General features: G+C 63.9%; 11 protein-coding genes, 1 tRNA gene and 4 pseudogenes. 5 read left to right on the forward strand and 11 right to left on the reverse strand.

The window, feature by feature from the left end:
* Positions 1-11 precede the first annotated feature (11 nt).
* The gene (locus GJ633_RS01220) at positions 12-1,364 is read left to right on the forward strand and encodes a sulfatase (protein ID WP_156586487.1); all 1,353 of its coding nucleotides are present in this window, start codon (positions 12-14) and stop codon (positions 1,362-1,364) included.
* A 78-nt stretch (positions 1,365-1,442) separates the two neighbouring features.
* Here the strand turns inward: GJ633_RS01220 and GJ633_RS01225 are convergent, their stop codons facing one another.
* The 7 genes and pseudogenes from GJ633_RS01225 to glmM all read right to left on the reverse strand — a co-directional run bounded on the left by GJ633_RS01225 (position 1,443) and on the right by glmM (position 9,248).
* The gene (locus GJ633_RS01225; protein ID WP_156586489.1) at positions 1,443-2,225 is read right to left on the reverse strand and encodes a polysaccharide deacetylase family protein; all 783 of its coding nucleotides are present in this window, start codon (positions 2,223-2,225) and stop codon (positions 1,443-1,445) included.
* On the reverse strand, positions 2,225-3,286 hold the full coding sequence (locus tag GJ633_RS01230; RefSeq protein WP_156586491.1) for a glycosyltransferase family 4 protein: 1,062 nt from the start codon (positions 3,284-3,286) through the stop codon (positions 2,225-2,227). The genes GJ633_RS01225 and GJ633_RS01230 overlap by 1 nt, the downstream gene beginning before the upstream one ends.
* On the reverse strand, positions 3,283-4,062 hold the full coding sequence (locus GJ633_RS01235) for a polysaccharide deacetylase family protein (protein WP_231741177.1): 780 nt from the start codon (positions 4,060-4,062) through the stop codon (positions 3,283-3,285). Before GJ633_RS01235 ends, GJ633_RS01230 begins: the two co-directional genes overlap by 4 nt.
* A gap of 35 nt (positions 4,063-4,097) precedes the next feature.
* Positions 4,098-5,618, reverse strand: coding sequence for an alkaline phosphatase family protein (locus GJ633_RS01240; protein ID WP_156586493.1), 1,521 nt, complete (start codon positions 5,616-5,618; stop codon positions 4,098-4,100).
* A gap of 78 nt (positions 5,619-5,696) precedes the next feature.
* A pseudogene (locus tag GJ633_RS01245) lies at positions 5,697-6,301 on the reverse strand (NAD-dependent epimerase/dehydratase family protein); the annotation flags it as partial.
* A gap of 332 nt (positions 6,302-6,633) precedes the next feature.
* A complete protein-coding gene (glmU, locus tag GJ633_RS01250; RefSeq protein ID WP_156586495.1) occupies positions 6,634-7,866 on the reverse strand; it encodes a bifunctional sugar-1-phosphate nucleotidylyltransferase/acetyltransferase in 1,233 nt (410 codons plus the stop codon).
* Positions 7,867-7,925: 59 nt separating this feature from the next.
* Positions 7,926-9,248 (reverse strand): phosphoglucosamine mutase, encoded by a 1,323-nt coding sequence (gene glmM, locus GJ633_RS01255; RefSeq protein WP_156586497.1) that lies wholly within the window; start codon positions 9,246-9,248, stop codon positions 7,926-7,928.
* A gap of 158 nt (positions 9,249-9,406) precedes the next feature.
* Here glmM and GJ633_RS01260 point away from each other — a divergent pair, with 158 nt between their 5' ends.
* Positions 9,407-9,967, forward strand: coding sequence for a hypothetical protein (locus GJ633_RS01260; RefSeq protein WP_156586499.1), 561 nt, complete (start codon positions 9,407-9,409; stop codon positions 9,965-9,967).
* 145 nt (positions 9,968-10,112) lie between these two features.
* Here GJ633_RS01260 and GJ633_RS01265 read toward each other — a convergent pair.
* A tRNA-Gly gene (locus tag GJ633_RS01265) sits at positions 10,113-10,183 on the reverse strand.
* A 227-nt stretch (positions 10,184-10,410) separates the two neighbouring features.
* Between GJ633_RS01265 and GJ633_RS01270 the strand changes: the two genes are divergently transcribed.
* Together GJ633_RS01270 and GJ633_RS01275 are read left to right on the forward strand one after the other, a co-directional pair.
* Positions 10,411-10,935: a DoxX family protein gene (locus GJ633_RS01270; RefSeq protein ID WP_156586501.1), complete on the forward strand. Its 525-nt coding sequence runs from the start codon at positions 10,411-10,413 to the stop codon at positions 10,933-10,935.
* 14 nt (positions 10,936-10,949) lie between these two features.
* Positions 10,950-11,234, forward strand: a complete 285-nt coding sequence (locus GJ633_RS01275) for a hypothetical protein (RefSeq protein WP_156586503.1) — start codon at positions 10,950-10,952, stop codon at positions 11,232-11,234.
* Between the two features lie 38 nt (positions 11,235-11,272).
* Here GJ633_RS01275 and GJ633_RS01280 read toward each other — a convergent pair whose 3' ends face one another.
* The 3 genes and pseudogenes from GJ633_RS01280 to GJ633_RS01290 all read right to left on the reverse strand — a co-directional run bounded on the left by GJ633_RS01280 (position 11,273) and on the right by GJ633_RS01290 (position 15,997).
* The gene (locus tag GJ633_RS01280) at positions 11,273-11,959 is read right to left on the reverse strand and encodes a class I SAM-dependent methyltransferase (protein WP_156586505.1); all 687 of its coding nucleotides are present in this window, start codon (positions 11,957-11,959) and stop codon (positions 11,273-11,275) included.
* A 164-nt stretch (positions 11,960-12,123) separates the two neighbouring features.
* Positions 12,124-14,305, reverse strand: a pseudogene (locus tag GJ633_RS01285) (type II secretion system F family protein).
* Positions 14,302-15,997, reverse strand: a pseudogene (locus tag GJ633_RS01290) (type II/IV secretion system ATPase subunit). Before GJ633_RS01290 ends, GJ633_RS01285 begins: the two co-directional pseudogenes overlap by 4 nt.
* Positions 15,998-16,127: 130 nt before the next feature.
* On the opposite strand from GJ633_RS01290, the pseudogene GJ633_RS01295 reads away from it, so the two are divergent.
* Positions 16,128-16,277 (forward strand): annotated as a pseudogene (locus tag GJ633_RS01295) (YbaK/EbsC family protein); the annotation flags it as partial.

A 16,277-nucleotide genomic window follows, 5' to 3' on the forward strand; every position in this document is an offset into this window, starting at 1 on the left:
TATATGCAACGATGAAAGACAGTAACGTTCTGCTGGTGACAATCGATAGTCTCCGATATGATAAATTAATTAACATCGATGTCCCAGCTACCCCCTGCATCAACTCTCTCAGCACCAGCGGATGCGAGTTTACACAGGCGGTCTCGAACGGTCCTAACACAACTGCGAGCTTTCCCGCAATTCTTACAGGTACCCATTCGCTTAGCTATGGCCCCTACGGCGTCCTAGATAAGGATAAATCTCCGTTTCTTGCTCGTTCACTAAGTAGGGAAAACTACGATACCATCGGCTATCACTCAAATCCATTCCTCGGAAACGAGCAGAATTATCATACCGGATTTGAGGTCTTCAACGACCTTGTAGACGGGTCTGATTCCGTCACGACGGCCAAAGACCGTATCGAACGACAACTGGATCCAGATTCCCTTTTCTATCATCTACTTCGGCGTATATGGCACCTATTTAGCGTAACGACGGATACGAAGTCATACGCCCGCGGTGATAGCATTACTGGCGGAGCGATAGATTGGATGGAGGCTCGCCGATCTGATGATCCCTTCTTTATGTGGCTTCACTATATGGATGTTCACTATCCGTTTGATCCGCCGAAGTGGGTATTCGACGAGTTACCGTTTGACCGACCATCGAACCGCCGAATTGTCACTCTAAACGGAATGATGCAGGAACGCCCAGAAGAGCTTGACGAACAGGATGTTCGAGATCTAAAGCGGTTGTATTTCGCTGAAGCGCGGTTTGTCGACAGACAGATCGGCCGGATGATTGATGCGATAGCCGATATGGGTGAATTGGAGGACACTATAATCGCTGTTACTGCTGACCACGGGGAAGCGTTCGGAGAACACGATCGATTCGGCCATCACGTCTACCCCTATGATGAGTTAATTCGAGTTCCGTTGGTAATCGGAGGTGGACCAATTGATAGTCAAACAGTTGATGAACAAGTGCAATTGCTAGATCTCGCTCCAACGCTCCTTGACCTCGTTAGTATAGACGTACCAAAAGAGATGGAAGGAAGGAGCATCGCTCCTCTCCTTCGCGGCGAAGATTCATTTGAACTGAGCCATCCCGCGATGTTCATCTCCGAAAGCGGCAAGACGTTCGGAGTAAGGACGGAGCAGTGGAAATTCATCCGCCGGTCAACTACGAATGAAAAACTGTTATTCGATCTCGAATCCGACCCCAACGAGGAAGTCAACGTTGCCTCGGCGAATGGAGATGTTATTGAAAATCTCGAGAACATTATTCTAGAGTACGAGGAGTCGGTTGACGCTGGGGTTGCGGATATTGAGTGGTCGGACGAGACTAAAGAGCGACTTCAGAACCTCGGATACCTTCAGGAGTGATGTATTCGTTTCTGAAGATTCTATTGATCTAAATATATTACGGAGATAGAAGTGTGATAATATTCGGCTGGTAGTTTGTTAAATCTCAACTAAGTCTCCAATAGCCACAAATACCGCGTCGGTTAACTGGTTGAGCAGTACCTCTAGTCTTTCTCGGTACTCCATACCGGTGTTCTCCAGCCCGTGATGATTCGTTGCATCGTACGGATGCATATAGAATGAGAACACCTCAGCGTTAGCAGCTAACTCGGTAAGCGCACTCGTCCCTGAACACTTCCACCGATCAGCTCGAAGGGTAGCAGCCGTAGCCGTTACGGGGCGTTCGGCTAGCGCCCGAAGGCCACACGTTGAGAAGATTGGCAGAGTGCCGTGAGTCACAGGCACCTCCAGCAGTCCGTTGAGTTCGAACGGTTCAGATCGCTTAGTCAACGTGGCAGGTAGATACCCGTCGTATCGGACGTTAATCGAGGCGTCTACAGCAAATCCCAATTCCTGTAATACATCAACCGTTTCGAGACTCGCACTATGGCGACCGGCACGGAACGATATCGGCTCATTCCCAATTACATCGGTAATTTCCTCCCGAGTCCGTTTGACTAGTTCCCACTGGCGATCACGGGGTAGTTCGGCGAGCTGGTCAGAGTCGTGACCGAATTCCCGAGGATGAACGTGAACGCCGATCTCGTGTGACTCCGAGAGCGTCGCGAGCAGATCGGGCGCCTCGGCGGCGATGCGATAGGTGGTGAATACGGTCCCGCGAGGAACAACACGATCGAACCATTCCATCGCGTCACGGACGCCATCCATCGTGCCGTCCTTGTTCGGTTCGAGATCGACAGAAAAGAGGGCACTATCAGCCATCAGCAGGCTACCTCCAGTAGAAGAGATTCGTACTGCTCTGCGAGCCGATCGTCCGCAAAGCAGTCATCTAGTTCGACCGATTCGTACGACTGATCGAGTACCGCTTGCAGTTCTGTCTCGTCGGTGAACGTCTCGACAGCGACAGTGGCACACTCTCCGACGTTACGGGCAATACACGGTGTTCCACAGGCTGTCGCTTCCAGCAACACGTTCGGGAGTCCCTCGTGCAGCGATGGATGAACGTAGAGGTCCGCTGCTCGATAGTAGTCCACGATTTTCTTGTGGGAAATACGACCCGGCGCATGGACTCCTGTGGTATCCTGTAACCCCTCTCGCATCGGCCCGTCGCCCACGATAACCCAAGTCCCATCACACGACGGTGCGACCCTCTGAATCGTCTCGGCTCCTTTTCGACGGCTCACTCGCCCGACGGTTAACAACATCCGCTCATTCGACCCAATCCCCAGCGACTCGCGGAGATCACTCGCGTCGCCCGGCGAGAACCGCGAACGATCAACTGGCTGTGGAATTTCCCACACATCTGACCGACGGAACCGACGTTCCAGATCGCGGCGACCGTTCGGACCGAGAACGACAACTGCATCAGATAGATGGACAGCCGCAAGCGCGATCATATTTTTCAACGCGAACGTACGAAGTTTCTCGGTGAAATTCGTCGCGAACTGGTGTTCCCGGAAGTTATCGCCGGCCAGCCGTGTGACCGTCGGCGTGTCTGTCTTCCGGCCGGCGAGCGCGACAGCAGAACCATGAGTCGGAAAGCGAGTGACTTGCACTAGTACATCCGGCTGCTCGGCAGCAGCGTACTGCGTGACCGACTGATAAAGAACTCGTAGACGATCACGAGCAGTCTCGACTGGCTCGTGATTGATCTGAACAGTCCGATAATCTTCGGGGGTCTCGATTCCCTCCGGAACGAGTAGGTCACATGCGAACGTCGTATCTGCCGACTTGAGGAGTCGTCGCAAGTTACTCAGTAGCGTTTGTACATTCCCCGGGAGTTCCGTACCTCCGAGGAATCCCACGTGTATGCTCTCGTTCATACGTGAATTGTCCTATTAGCCGATTCGGGCATCATCCTCGCCTGTCCGTCGGAAACAGCCACGACGAGACGCTCAAAAGCATCGAATTCGTCAGCCAGCCACAGACACGCTGGATGTGCCAGTACAGTCGCTACTCCTTCGTCTAACTGAACCGACTCAGTTTTCTCTAAAACCCACTCGACCCACTCATCAACTGAGACCGATCTCTCACCGAACGGCCCCTCGAATTCCTCAACGGCCTCCGATCCAGGTGTCCTGAACGCGTGATAGACGTGCTCGTGATCCGGCGGTGTATTGACCGGCACGACCGTCACGCCGTCCTCCTGACGTACCCGTTCGTCTGGACCAACGGCATCAGAGAAGTGCGTAATCCCCTCTTCTGCCAGTAACTCTGTCGTATACTGATCGTGGCGATACGCGTGATCCCGCCACGCGGTCACGTCTACGCCGCGTTCGTTCAGCGCCTGGATCGTCCGACGAATCTCGAACCGCTGAAACGGCCGCGGACCGTTCCACGACCCGATCCGTCCGCCGGTCACCTTCTCGGCCCCGCGCCACGTCTTGTGGACCGGCGTGTCGAACGCCCAGTAGTTGTGGCCGCCGATCTCGACGTTGTCCATCGCCGCCAGCGTTTCGACTCGCTCCGGCTCCTCGACGGCGGTCCGCCCAGTGAGAAACAGCGTCACCGGCACGTCGTACTCCGCCGCGATCTCGGCGTACTCGATCGCGACCTCCACCTCGGTGCGATCCAGATACGCCTGGTCTCGCGTCCCCATCGACATATGATGGACGTCGCCGGTCAGACAGACAGTCACTGCAAGTATCCCAAGTCCTCCAGCCGATTCTGGACCGATTCGTCGGAACGCTGATCGACGAAGTCCGGAACGATCGGATCCCGTTCGCCTGGCTGATCGTAATCGAATAGCCCCAGCGGTTCTCCATCCATATCGGACGGAATCGCCGATCCGTGCTCGTGAAGGATCGTCGGCGCGATGTCGGTAATCGAGATCCGATCCTCAGCGGTTCCCGTCACGTCGGGCCCGTCAGCAAGGAACAGGCCGGTTCGAACGTTCTCGGCCGACCAGTGGCTCACGTCCTCAAACACGGGGTTGGGGCCGATTGCCCCGCTTGTGTGAACGCCCGGCGTCTGATCGAAAACGATCGTCGGCGCCTCCGAGACGTACGGCCCCTCGTATACCTCCTCGCGTCGGTAGACACTTTGCGCGATTGGAATCCCCGAAATTTCGCTCTTGAGCGAGGATAACCGATCGATGATATGGTCTCGAGTCTCTTTTTTTCCATCGATAACGTAAATCAGGCCCTGACCGCTCGCCACTGCCCGCGACTGTTCCCAATCGATCCGATCGAGCTTCTGGTCACGCTTTGCCCCCTCGTCGTCTTCCGGAACAGCCTGTTTGATACGTTCCGGAGCGAGTGCAGCCACCACCCCTCGAACGCCGACTCTATCTGCTAGCTTCGAGATTCGCTGCTTGTTGATGTCGAACCGTTCTAGTACACTCGTCGTACCGCTTGTCTTCGTCTCGAGAAATCCTTCCTCCTCCAGCCAGCTGTTGGCGTAGAACATCGTATCGATCTCTGCGCAGCCGTGATCGGACATCAGATAGAGGGTGGCTTCGGGATACTCTTCTCGAATCGCGCCGATGTGTTGGTCGATCACCTGCCACGCCTCGGCCGTCGGCTCTCCCCGCCAGAAGTAGTGCTGAAGGACGTTGATGTAGAAGACAGTGCAGTGTGCGATGTCGACGTCGCGCTCGTCGAGGAGCGATCGGAAGGTCGTCAGCCGTTCGTCGATCAGGTCGACGATGTCTGCCGCCACGTCTCTGTCATCCTGTGACGTTATCGGTGAGTCGGGATGTAGCTGGTAACTCCGCTCCTCCAATTCTGCTTCGAGTTCTGCCGGGTCCGTATAGTTATCCTGTTCGCTTCCCGGGCCTCCGGCAACGAGATACCCGTCCTCCATCGGCAGGGGTGGATAGGTCATCGGGAGGTTGACGACGCCCGTCGAAACACCGTCCTCTGCCAGGTAGTCCCAATAGTTCGCACTTTTAAATGACCGAGATGTCGGCGTCGAGAGGGTTCGATTTTCCGTGTCGATCTTCTCCCACCAGTAGACACCGAGTTTCCCTGGGTTCTTCCCGGTGGAGTAACATCGCCAGTTGGGACACGTCACGGGTGGGAGACAGCTTTCGAGATCCGCAACGGTCCCGTGCTCTCGGAGCAACTGGATATTCGGGAGGTCTCCCGAGTCCAGCCAGGGAGAAAGGAGGTCCCAGTTCGCCCCGTCGAGTCCGAGGACGATAGATTGAACCATTACATTCGGATGATCCCTACCGTGAGGTATAATTTGTGATCGGAAATAGAGCTATCGTGACGGGGTCTACACCCAGATTTACTTCAAGAGTAATCTTAACGATTTGGTGATATTTCTCCTTGTGTTCCAGCCAAGTCGCTCCCGAACTTTCGAGATGTCCACTCTGAAATCCTCGACCATCGTCTCCCCGCTCCGCGGATTCTCTACCAACTCGATGTCCACCTCGATCCCACACTCCTCGTGGGCCGCCTCCTGACCGATCTCCGCTACCGCCATCATGCTCAGATCCTCACCACTCGCGATCTCGTACGTTTTCGTCCCGGTCTCCCCGCGTTCCAACTGCTCTACCAAACGTTCTGCGCTCCGCACGTACGCCCGGCCACGTCTTTTACGTAAACGAAGTTCCGCGCCTGCGTCCCGGACTCGTACACCGTCAGCGTCTCGCCCAGCAGCTTCGTCCGGCCGTATCAGTTCAGCGGATCGCGCGGCTGGTCGGCCGTGATCGGGAACGACTCGGGATCGCCCAACACGGCCATGCTGAACGGGAACGCCAGCGCGTCACCCGTCTTCTTCCAGAACCACGCCACGTTGTTCGTCCCGGTGACGTTCACTTCGTACGCGAGATCGGCATTCTCATCGTAGTCGTCGACCCCGCTTATCGCCGCGAGGTGACAGCCGACGTCTCTCGCCCGCGGCGAGAGCCATCGCGATGATGGGATCAGCGCTCAAACACCGACGGCCGCCTGCCCACGATTTAAGTCATCTGCGGTCGGAACGGTAACAGATCACACGGGGAGCGGGAGTCAAGCGGTCACACGACGAGCGAGCAACCTTCGAGCGGCACCGTGAAGGCCCGGTCGAACATCGCTCTTTCAGTCGCCGCGTCCCTCTAACGATCGGCTCCGAGGCCGGCGTTCGTCGGTCGCACTGAGGCGCTCTGTGGCCCTAACCGGCGGCGACTTCGTCGCTGTCGGCGCTACCACCCCACCGCTCACTTATAAGTGATCGTTGGCGGCTACTCCGACGCTCGATCTCGGATCAGTACCTCGCCGGGAACGGTCGTCTCGCCGGCGCCAAGTTTGACGCCGGCGTTCAGCGACGTGTTGATCCCCGTCTTCGCGCCGTCGCCGACGATCGCGCCGAGCTTCCGCCGGCCGGTGTCGACGCGATCGCCTTTCACCGTCACGCGCACGTTGGCGTCGTCGTGCCGGAGGTTCGCGACGTTCGTGCCCGCCCCGAAGTTCACGCCGCGGCCGAGTACGGAGTCGCCGACGTACGAGAGGTGGCCCACCGACGCGTCGGCCATGAGCACCGAATTTTTCACCTCCACGCTGTGTCCCACGTGGGCGTTCGGTCCCACCACGGTCGATCCGCGAACGTACGCGTTCGGCCCGACCTCGGCGCCCTCGCGGATCAGCGCCGGCCCCTCGATGTACGCCCCAGACCGGATCCGGGCGCCCGTCTCGACGACGACCGGGCCGTGGAGGTGGACGTCCTCCTCGACGGTGCCGTCGACGGGTTCGCGTGCGGTGGTCGCGTCACCCGTTGGATCGCCGAGTTCGCTGAGCGCCAACTCGTTCGCCGCCAACAGCTCCCACGGCCGGCCGACGTCGAGCCACGTCCCGTCGTACGCGGCCACGTCGATCCGGTAGCCGTCGTCGAGCAGTAACTCGATCGTGGTGGTGATCTCGTACTCGCCGCGTTCGCTCTCCGGCGTCTGCTCGATGTACTCGAAGACGCTCGGCTCGAACGCGTAACAGCCGACGTTCGCGAGATTCGTCGGCGGGTCGGCCGGCTTCTCGACGATTTCCGCGAGCGTCCCGTCCACGGTGGTTGAGAGCACGCCGTACGCCCGCGGGTCGGGAACCTCCGTGGCCGCGACGGCGGTCCCCTCGGCTTCGGCGAGCGCACGCGGGAGCGACGCGTCGACGACCACGTCGCCGTTGAGCACGAGGAAGTCGTCGTCGACGACCGGCGCGGCCTGTGCCACCGCGTGGGCGGTGCCTCTCGCCTCGTCCTGACGGACGTAGCTGACCCGACGATCGCGATATGAGTCACCGATCGCCTCCCGGATCGCCTCGCCGCGGTAGCCGACGACGACGACGAATTCGTCGACGATATCGACGGCGGTGTCGAACACCCGTTCGAGCAGCGAGCGATCGCCGACCGGAAGGAGCGGTTTCGGCCGACGGTCCGTCAGCGGCCGCATGCGGGTCCCGCGGCCCGCCGCGAGCACGACTCCGTACATGTCCGGACTCGACGGCGGGACGCGGTTTAGCCGCTGCGGTTTCTGGCCCGCCGGACGAATCAGGCGTCGTCGCGGGCGCGGTCGACGAGATCGAGTGCCGTCTCGAACAGGGCGTCGGCGTCGTCCCGGGCGCGTGCCTCGGCCGTGATCCGCACCAGCGGCTCGGTACCGCTTGCCCGTACCAGAAACCACCCGGTCTCGGTTTCGACGCGGATGCCGTCGAGTGTCGAGACGTCCTCGAACTCGGTAGCGGTTATCTCGGCGACTGTCTCGACGACTGCCGCCTTCGATTCGGTCCGGATCGAATCACGACGGATCGGGTACGTGGGGAGGGCGTCGACGAGGGAAGCGAGGGAGCCCTCTTCTCCGACGACCGCCGCGAGCGTGCAGGCGGCGAGAGGACCGTCGGGACAGCGCGTCTGGGCGGGGAAGATCCACGAGCCGCTCGGCTCTCCGCCGAAGACGACCGTGGCGTCTTCGGTTCGAGCGGCAACGTACGCGTCGCCGACGGGGGTGTACGTTACCTCGGCGTCGACCTCGTCGAGCACGTCGGCGACGAGCAGGCTCGTGTCGACCGGGACCGCCACCCGGTCGCCGGGACCGGCTTCACGACGGGCAAACAGCGCGAGGAGCGCGTCACCCGAGACGAACCGGCCGCGCTCGTCGATCGCCATCATCCGGTCGGCGTCGCCGTCGTGGACGATCCCGAGGTCGGCGTCGGTCGTGGCGACGAGCTCGCACGCCGTCCGGCAGTTCTCGGCGGTCGGCTCGCTCGGTCGTCCGGGGAACCGTCCGTCGCGCTGAGCGTTGAGCGTCTCCACGTCACAGCCCGCCGCGTGAAGCGTGTCGGCGGTGACCCGACCGACGCCGTTTCCCAGATCGACGACGACAGCCAGATCGTCCGGGAGCGTGACCGCCGCTCGAAGCGCGCGCTCGTGGTGCATTCGCGCGTCGTCGACGCGACGGACCGACCCGATCGCATCGTGCGCGGCGAATTCGAAGGCTTCCTCGCGGACGAGCCCAGCGATCCGCTCGTTTCGTTCGTCGTCGAACGCTCGGCCCGAGGCGGTCCAGAGTTTGAGCCCGTTGTCTGGTGCGGGGTTGTGGGAGGCGGTGACGACGACCCCGGCGTCGGCACCTTCGCGGACGACCGTCCGGGCGACCGTGGGCGTCGGTTCGACCCCGAGGTCAATCACGTCGCTGCCACACTCCGTGATCCCGGCGATAAGCGCGCGCGAAAGCATCCGACCGCTGTCGCGGGCGTCTCGCCCGACCACGACCGTCTCGGCGCCGTCCGTCGCGAGCGCACGTCCCACGTCGAGTGCGAGGTCGGCCGTGACCACGTCGCCGACCGGACCGCGAACGCCACTGGTTCCGAACATACCGCGGCTTCACCGCCGGCCGAAAAGACGTTTCGGGTCACCGTTGAGAGCTCCACCGGCTACGGTTCTCAGGAGCGGCTGTTCGCGGAGGTGCGATCCAACGAGGCAAGTCCCGGCTCGTCAACAGGTACAACATCTCGGGCCACGATCCACCGTCTATGACGCTGGACCCGGATGCGCTCGTCGACGAACTCGCCGCCGGCGACACCGACGAGACGAACCGCATCGTCGACGACCTCGGCGATCTCGAGACGACCGAGCGCTACCGGCTGTACGACGACCTGTTCGACGCGTGCCGGCCCGTCTTCGAGGACGCAGCGGACGGGTACGTCCGCCAGTCGGTCGTCCGCGCGCTCCGCGAGGCGTATCCGGGCGTCGAACGCCACCCGGAGGGCGTCGACGGGCTCGACGTCGAGGACGCCTCCCACACCGACGTTGCCGCCCAGCGCGACCGGTACGTCGCGTTTCTCCTCGACGCGCTCGACGACCCGGACGGGCGAGTCCGCGTCGCGGCTGCCGACGCGTTCGACCTGCTCGCCGTCGGCTTGGGAATGGCCGACCTCGACGACGAACGAGACCGAATCGTCAAAGACCTGGAAGCGCTCGCGGCAGGCCAGCCCGAGGAGAAACGAAAACACACCGAACAGGCGCGCGAAGCGGTGGAACACCTGAGCGTCGCCGGCATGATCTCCGACGCGCTGTCGGACCGTGGCTCGTAGCTGGTGGTCGATCCTGCAGTCTCAGCGTCCGAGCCGCTATACGGCGTCGGGGTGTCCTCGATACACCCGGGCATTGAGTTGCGGTGTCCATGTTTGATTCACTCTCAAGACACCTGAAAACTGCTGTACGCGACGGAGGAGCGTATGCGCCGGCCGGGATTTGAACCCGGGCCATGAGCTTGGAAGGCTCAGGTCCTACCACTAGACCACCGGCGCTCGCGTGCGTCCTGCGACGCACCTACACGTAGGCCAAACGCCGCTGATAAACGTTCCGTGTTTTCGACGGCGGATCGGGGACGACGACACGACGGCCGGAGACTGTTTTAATCACCCACAGTATACGCCCATTATTCCCGTACATTCAGAATGATTTTCAGTAGTTTAGAAGACGAATGATGGTATATATGGATTCGAAGTCAACGTTCACCCGTGAGGTGAGAACGATGGCATACCAATCGGGTACTCCCCTGGCGAACGAGTTCGAGTTCGCTGTCGACGGCCCGTGGGCGGCGTACTGGATCGCGTTCCTCCGCGTCGTCACCGGCTGGTGGTTCTTCCACGCCGGGATCACGAAGCTCATCGAGGACGGGCTCTCGTACACCTACGGGACCGCGTACATGCAGGAGATGACCGGAACCGCGCTCGGGGGGATCCCCGTCTGGATGGGGACCAACCTCGCGTGGCTCATCGAACCCGGCGTGCCCCTGTTCGAGACGCTGATCGGTCTCGCGCTGATGGCGGGGGTGCTCACCCGATTCGCCGCGTTCGGCGGGGTCATCTTCATGGTCCTGTTCTGGATCGGCAACGCCGGCTTCGGCAACGGACTCGTCAACGGCGACTTCATGGGGCTGCTGTTGTTCGTGACGATGATCGTGCTCGCGGCCGGGCGGTACTACGGCCTCGACGCGGTCATCGAAGAGCGCGAGTTCGTCGAGCGACACCCCAAGCTCCGGTACCTGCTCGGCTAACGAGGTGACACCCAATGACGGACATCATCGACAAGGCGGCGATGGCGCTGAGCGCGGGACTATTGCTGCTCGGTATCGTCGGCATGGGGATCGTCGAGATCCTCGCCGGCCAGCCGTACAGCCCGGTCCCGGTGACCAACGAGGCGGGCGAGGTGGTGGCGACGCCGCTCGTCGATCCGGTCGTCCGGACCGGCGTCGTGCTCGCCGGCATCGCGGTGCTCGGGATCTACGCCGCGTACAAGCTCGTCGCGCCGTTCGAAGCGGAAGCGACGACCGGTCACGAGACGCCGGCCGACTGACGCCGACCCGGCGGTGAACGAGCGCGACCGACCGCCGGCTACGTTTCTCCGTTCGACGCCGTCCGCGACGACACCGACGATCCCGACGACCCCGACGATCCGGGCGGTCGCACGACCGCGTAGCAGTTTCCACTGGATACCTCGAACGCGACCGTCTCAAGGTCGCTCGCGTCGAGGTCACGTTCGAACTCCGCTGGCGCGTAGATGTGGTAGAACCGCGGGACCGTCTCGCCGCCGGGCAGCGTCCAGTCGACGGTGGTGTCGAAGCCGGTCTCCCGGTCGAAACGGTCGTGGGCGGTGCTCCACGCGCTCACCAGCGCGACGCCACCGGGTTCGAGCACGCGCGCGAGTTCGTCGAGGCTCGCGAGGCGGTCGGGACGCGTCCGGAGGTGGTGGATCGTCGCGACGTACGTCGCCAGCGACGCCGCGTCGTCGGTGATCGGGAGCGTCGCCGCGTCGCCGTGGACGAACGCGACGCGGTCGGCGAACCCACGGTCGCGGGCGCGGGCGACCGCCTCGGCGAGCAGCCCGCGGCTGACGTCGACCCCGACCGTCCGCGCGGCGCGTTCGGCGAGCAGTTCCGTGTGGCGACCGTTGCCGCACCCGACGTCGAGCGCAAAATCTGCCGACCGGTCCGCGAGGAACGACTCGACCTCCGGCCACGCGTACTGCCGCGTCGACGAGAAGTGCGCGGCGATCCGGTCATAGGTCGCCTGCGGGTCCATGCCCGGTGCGTCGTCGCCGAGGGATATAGCCTCGGCGGCTGCGGGCTCGCCTGCGGGGCGGTTCGCACAGCAGGACGGTTCGCGCCCCCGGTCTTGCCGGCGGGATCTCGCCGGCGGATATCGTCGGCCGGCGACGGGACGGCGGACCGGCACGAGGTGGACGCTCACAGGAGGTCGATCGCGGTGAAGAGCAAAAGCGTCACGACGAGCATGACGACGACGTGTTTCACGCCGTCGCGAACCGAGCCCTCGCCGAGCTGGCCGGCGATCAGCCCGGAACAGACCGCCTGCACCACCGACGCGTGGAAGAGCAGCTGCTCGTAGGCGAACGCGTCGATGTCGTTCAAACCGCCCGTGATCCCGCCGGCACCGCCGGCGCCGCCGGGGAGATCGCCGTCAGTCGCCGGTATCGTCGCCGCCTCGATCGCCGGGATGAACGACACCGACAGCGAGGCGACGATCCCGAGGAAGACCAAAAAACGAGACGTAGATCACGACGAGGTAGGTGAGCATGACCTGTCGCCGCTCCCGACGCAGCGCCCACGTCGACCGGGCCTCGTCGGCGGCGATCCGGAGCACGGGACCGAGGTCGCCGCTGGCACGCATCGCGTTGGTCGTGAGCGCGACCGCCCGCGAGACCATCGGCGACCGCACGCGACCGTCGAGCCGGCGCAGCGCGGTCCCCACGTCGGCGCCCCAGTCGATGTCGCGGCGCGTGCGTCGGAGGTCCGCCGACAGCGCTTCGAGGTTGGAGTTCGCGACCCGCCGGACGCTCCCCACCACCGACGTGCCGGCCTCGTTGACGCTCGCCAGCCGGTCGAGGAAGTCCGGCACCGCGGACTCGATCCGACGCACGCGACGCTTCCGCGTCTCGTAGACCAGCGCGTAGCTCGCGAGCACGGCCGCCGTCGCGGCGACGATCGGCCGGTCGACCTGTGCGACCATCTCCGTGATCGGCCCGAGTTCGATCGGGAAGGCAACGAGGAGGAGCCCCGCGACCGCGAGAGGCACCGAGACGAGCGTCACCCGCCACGGCGCCTCGATCACGCTCTCGACCGGCGCCGTCGCCACCTCCCGGACGCGGCGGAACCGGTCGTACGCCTGGAGGCGCTCCCAGTCGGCCGCCCGGCGGTCGGAAAGCGGCGTGGCCCCGTCGCCGTCCCGCGTGGGATCGCCGCCGGACCCGCTCCGCTCGACCGTGGCGCCGCCGTCGGACCGAGGCCCCGATGCCTCGACGGTCGCCGCGCTGCCGAACAGACGGTCCGATCCCGTCTCGCCGGACCGGTCGCGATCGACGGTCTCGGTGCCGCCCACGCCCTGCGCCATGCTGTCGACGTAGACGGCGAACCCCGCGGTCGCGAGCGGAATCCCGACGTACACGACGACCCTGAGCAGCGGCAGCGTGTCCTGGAGCACCAAGCCGATCACCGCGAGGATGGTGATGAAAAACAGCGGTCCGGCGACGAGCGCCGTGACGTACGCCTCGGCGAACGTGGAGAGCAGCTCGAGGTACTGCTCCTGTTTCGACTCCGCCTCCCTCTGGTACAGGTCGTACTGGTCGCTGAGGAACGCCGAGATCGATTGGCCGGTCCCCAGCACGGACGCGAGGTTCTCGGCGAAGTCGGCCATGTCGTCGCTCGGCGTCCGTCGGGCGGTGCGCTGGAGCGCGGTCAGCGCGTCGGTCCCGAAGGCGTTCATGTCGCGGACGGCGACCGACAGCTCCGTGGCCGCCTCGCCGTACACGTCCTCGTTCTCGGCGATGGTGTCCATCACCCGCGGGAACGGCATCCCCGAGCACGAGAGCGCGTACATGAACGCGACCGTGCGTGGAAGCGTCGCGTCGATCTCCGTCGCGCGCTGGTGTGCCCGCTGGTCCAGCAGCTCCCACCGTCCGTAGTACGTGCCGGCCGCGAGCGCGGACCCGACCGTGCCGGCCGCGAGCGCGAGCAGGACGAACAGTTCGACCGCGTCGACCGACGTGATCCGCGCGAGACCCGCCACGAACGACAGCGGCTCGGGGAGCGCGCCGCGGACCGCCTCCTCGCCCACCGCCAGCACGGCGAGCAGCCCGGCGACCGCGTAGACGCCGATCACGCTCCCGGCGACGCCGAGGACGCCGGCGTACAGGAGCGTCTTGGCCGCGTACACCCGGTGCGTGCCACCCACGTGGGCGGCGCGCATCAGGTCGCGCTGTCTGCGCCGTCGCTCGCCGCTCTCGCCGACGTAGTCGCCGAAGATCGACAGCGCTACCCGCGTGACGACCAGGTCGGCACGGCGGTCGACGAGCGGCGCCAGCAGACCGACACAGAGCGCCACCGCCACGATCAGCGGGAGAAAGGCGATCATCCGCTGTCGCCGTCTCGGGGAGCGTCGTCTCCGCGCCCGCCCCCGGCGACCGCGACACCGCCGGTGACCTCGACGTCGGCGTCCTCGACGCGTGCTTCGAGCCGGTCCATCGCCCGTTCTGGGTCGGCGTAGTACTCGTTGATCAGCGCCGTGAACGTCCGGTAGTCGGTGACGCCGAGTCTGCGGGCGTGCTCGAGGAACCGCTCGCGGCGCCGCACCTCGCGGAGCAGTTCGGAGCGGGACCACCCTCGTTCGTCGGCGATCTCCGTCAGGAGCGCGGAGTCGTTCCGGCGGAACGCGTCGGTCTCGGCGTCCCACTCGAACGCCGACGAGTAGTCGAGTTCGCCGGTCCGCTGGTCGATCCCGCCGATCTCGCCGATCGTCTTCGCGCGCCGCACGCGCTGGTCGTCCGAGCGCGTCAGCGTCTGGACGGAGAGCATGTCGAGCGACTGTACCATCGCGCGCGGGACGTTGATCGGCTCGTTCTCCAGCCGGTTTATCACCGTCTCGATCGAGTCGGCGTGCATCGTCGAGAACGTGGTGTGGCCGGTGTTCATCGCCTGGAACAGCGTGATCGCCTCGTCGCCCCGCACCTCCCCGACGATGATGTACTCGGGGCGGTGCCGCAGCGCCGACCGGAGCAGGTCGTACATGTCGATGTCGGCCCCCTCGTAGCGCCGCTCGCGGGTGATCGAGGAGAGCCAGTTGTCGTGGTACAGGGAGAGCTCGCGGGTGTCCTCGATGGTGAGCACCTTCGCGCGCGGCGGGATGAACATCGACACGGCGTTCATCGAGGTGGTCTTGCCCGAGGCGGTGCCGCCGGCGAAGATGAGGCTCTTGTTGTGCTCGATGCAGAGCCAGAAGTACGCCATCTGCTCGACGGAGAAGGTGCCGTACTCCACCAGGTCGATCGGCGTGAACGGGTCCTCGGCGTACTGACGGATCGTGAACGCGGAGCCGCGCGGCGTGACCTCCTCGCCGAGCGCGAGCTCCGCGCGCGACCCGTCCGGGAGCGTCGTCTCGACCATCGGGTCGCCCACGGAGACGTGTCGGCCGGACTGCTGGGCCAGCCGGATGACGTAGTTGTCGAGCTCCTCGCGCCCGAAAGAGACGTTCGTCCGGATGTCGGTGTACTCGTCGTGGTAGACGAATATCGGGAGGTCGTAGCCGTCACACGAGACGTCCTCGATGTGGCGGTCGTTGAGCAGGGGGTCGACCTTCCCGTAGCCGCGGAAGTCGCGGTAGAGGTAGTACGCGACCGCGTGGAACGTCGCCATCTCGACGTCGAGGCCGTACGCCTCCAACAGCCGCTCTAACTCCTCGCGGAGGGTCTCTTCGTCGGTCTTGCCGGTCCCCTCGCGGTAGAGCAGCGGGTCGCGAATGTCGTCGACGACGCGGTCGAGGAGGTCGCGCTCGAACTCGTCCAAGACGGGTTCGACCGCGTAGTATCGGTGCGCGCTCTCGGCGTCGTCGTAGGTGATCACGACGTACGCGTACGGGGCGTTCACCCAGTACCGGTCGACCTCGCGCTCGTCGTCGGGCGGCGAGAACGACGCGAGCGGGCCGTCCTCGCCCGGTCTGAAGGGTCGGACCGCAAGATCCGACCCTCGGAGTACCTCCCAGGTCCGCGTGAGCCCTCGGCGGAGCGCGTCGATGCGCCCCCCCGGCGTCGCCGCGCGCGTCACTCGCCATCGTGTCTGCGCTCACGTACGCGGCCGGACGGTTTAAAATCACCCGGCAGTGGCCGGGCCGCCCCCCCGCCGATCGGCGTCGCCGGCCGCATCCGAGGGGTTGATGTCGCCGGGGCGCGCTCGGTGTCGACATGCACGAGCGCGCGGCTGAGTTCGCGGAACGGGTGTGCGACCGACACGGCGTCGACGTCGAGGTGCTGGAGTTCGACGCCGGGACCGAGACGGCCGCCGCGGCGGCCGACGCCGTCGGCTGCGAGACGGCGGCCATCGCCTCGACGATC

The organism is Halorubrum sp. CBA1125, assembly GCF_009742825.1.
GTDB lineage: Archaea > Halobacteriota > Halobacteria > Halobacteriales > Haloferacaceae > Halorubrum.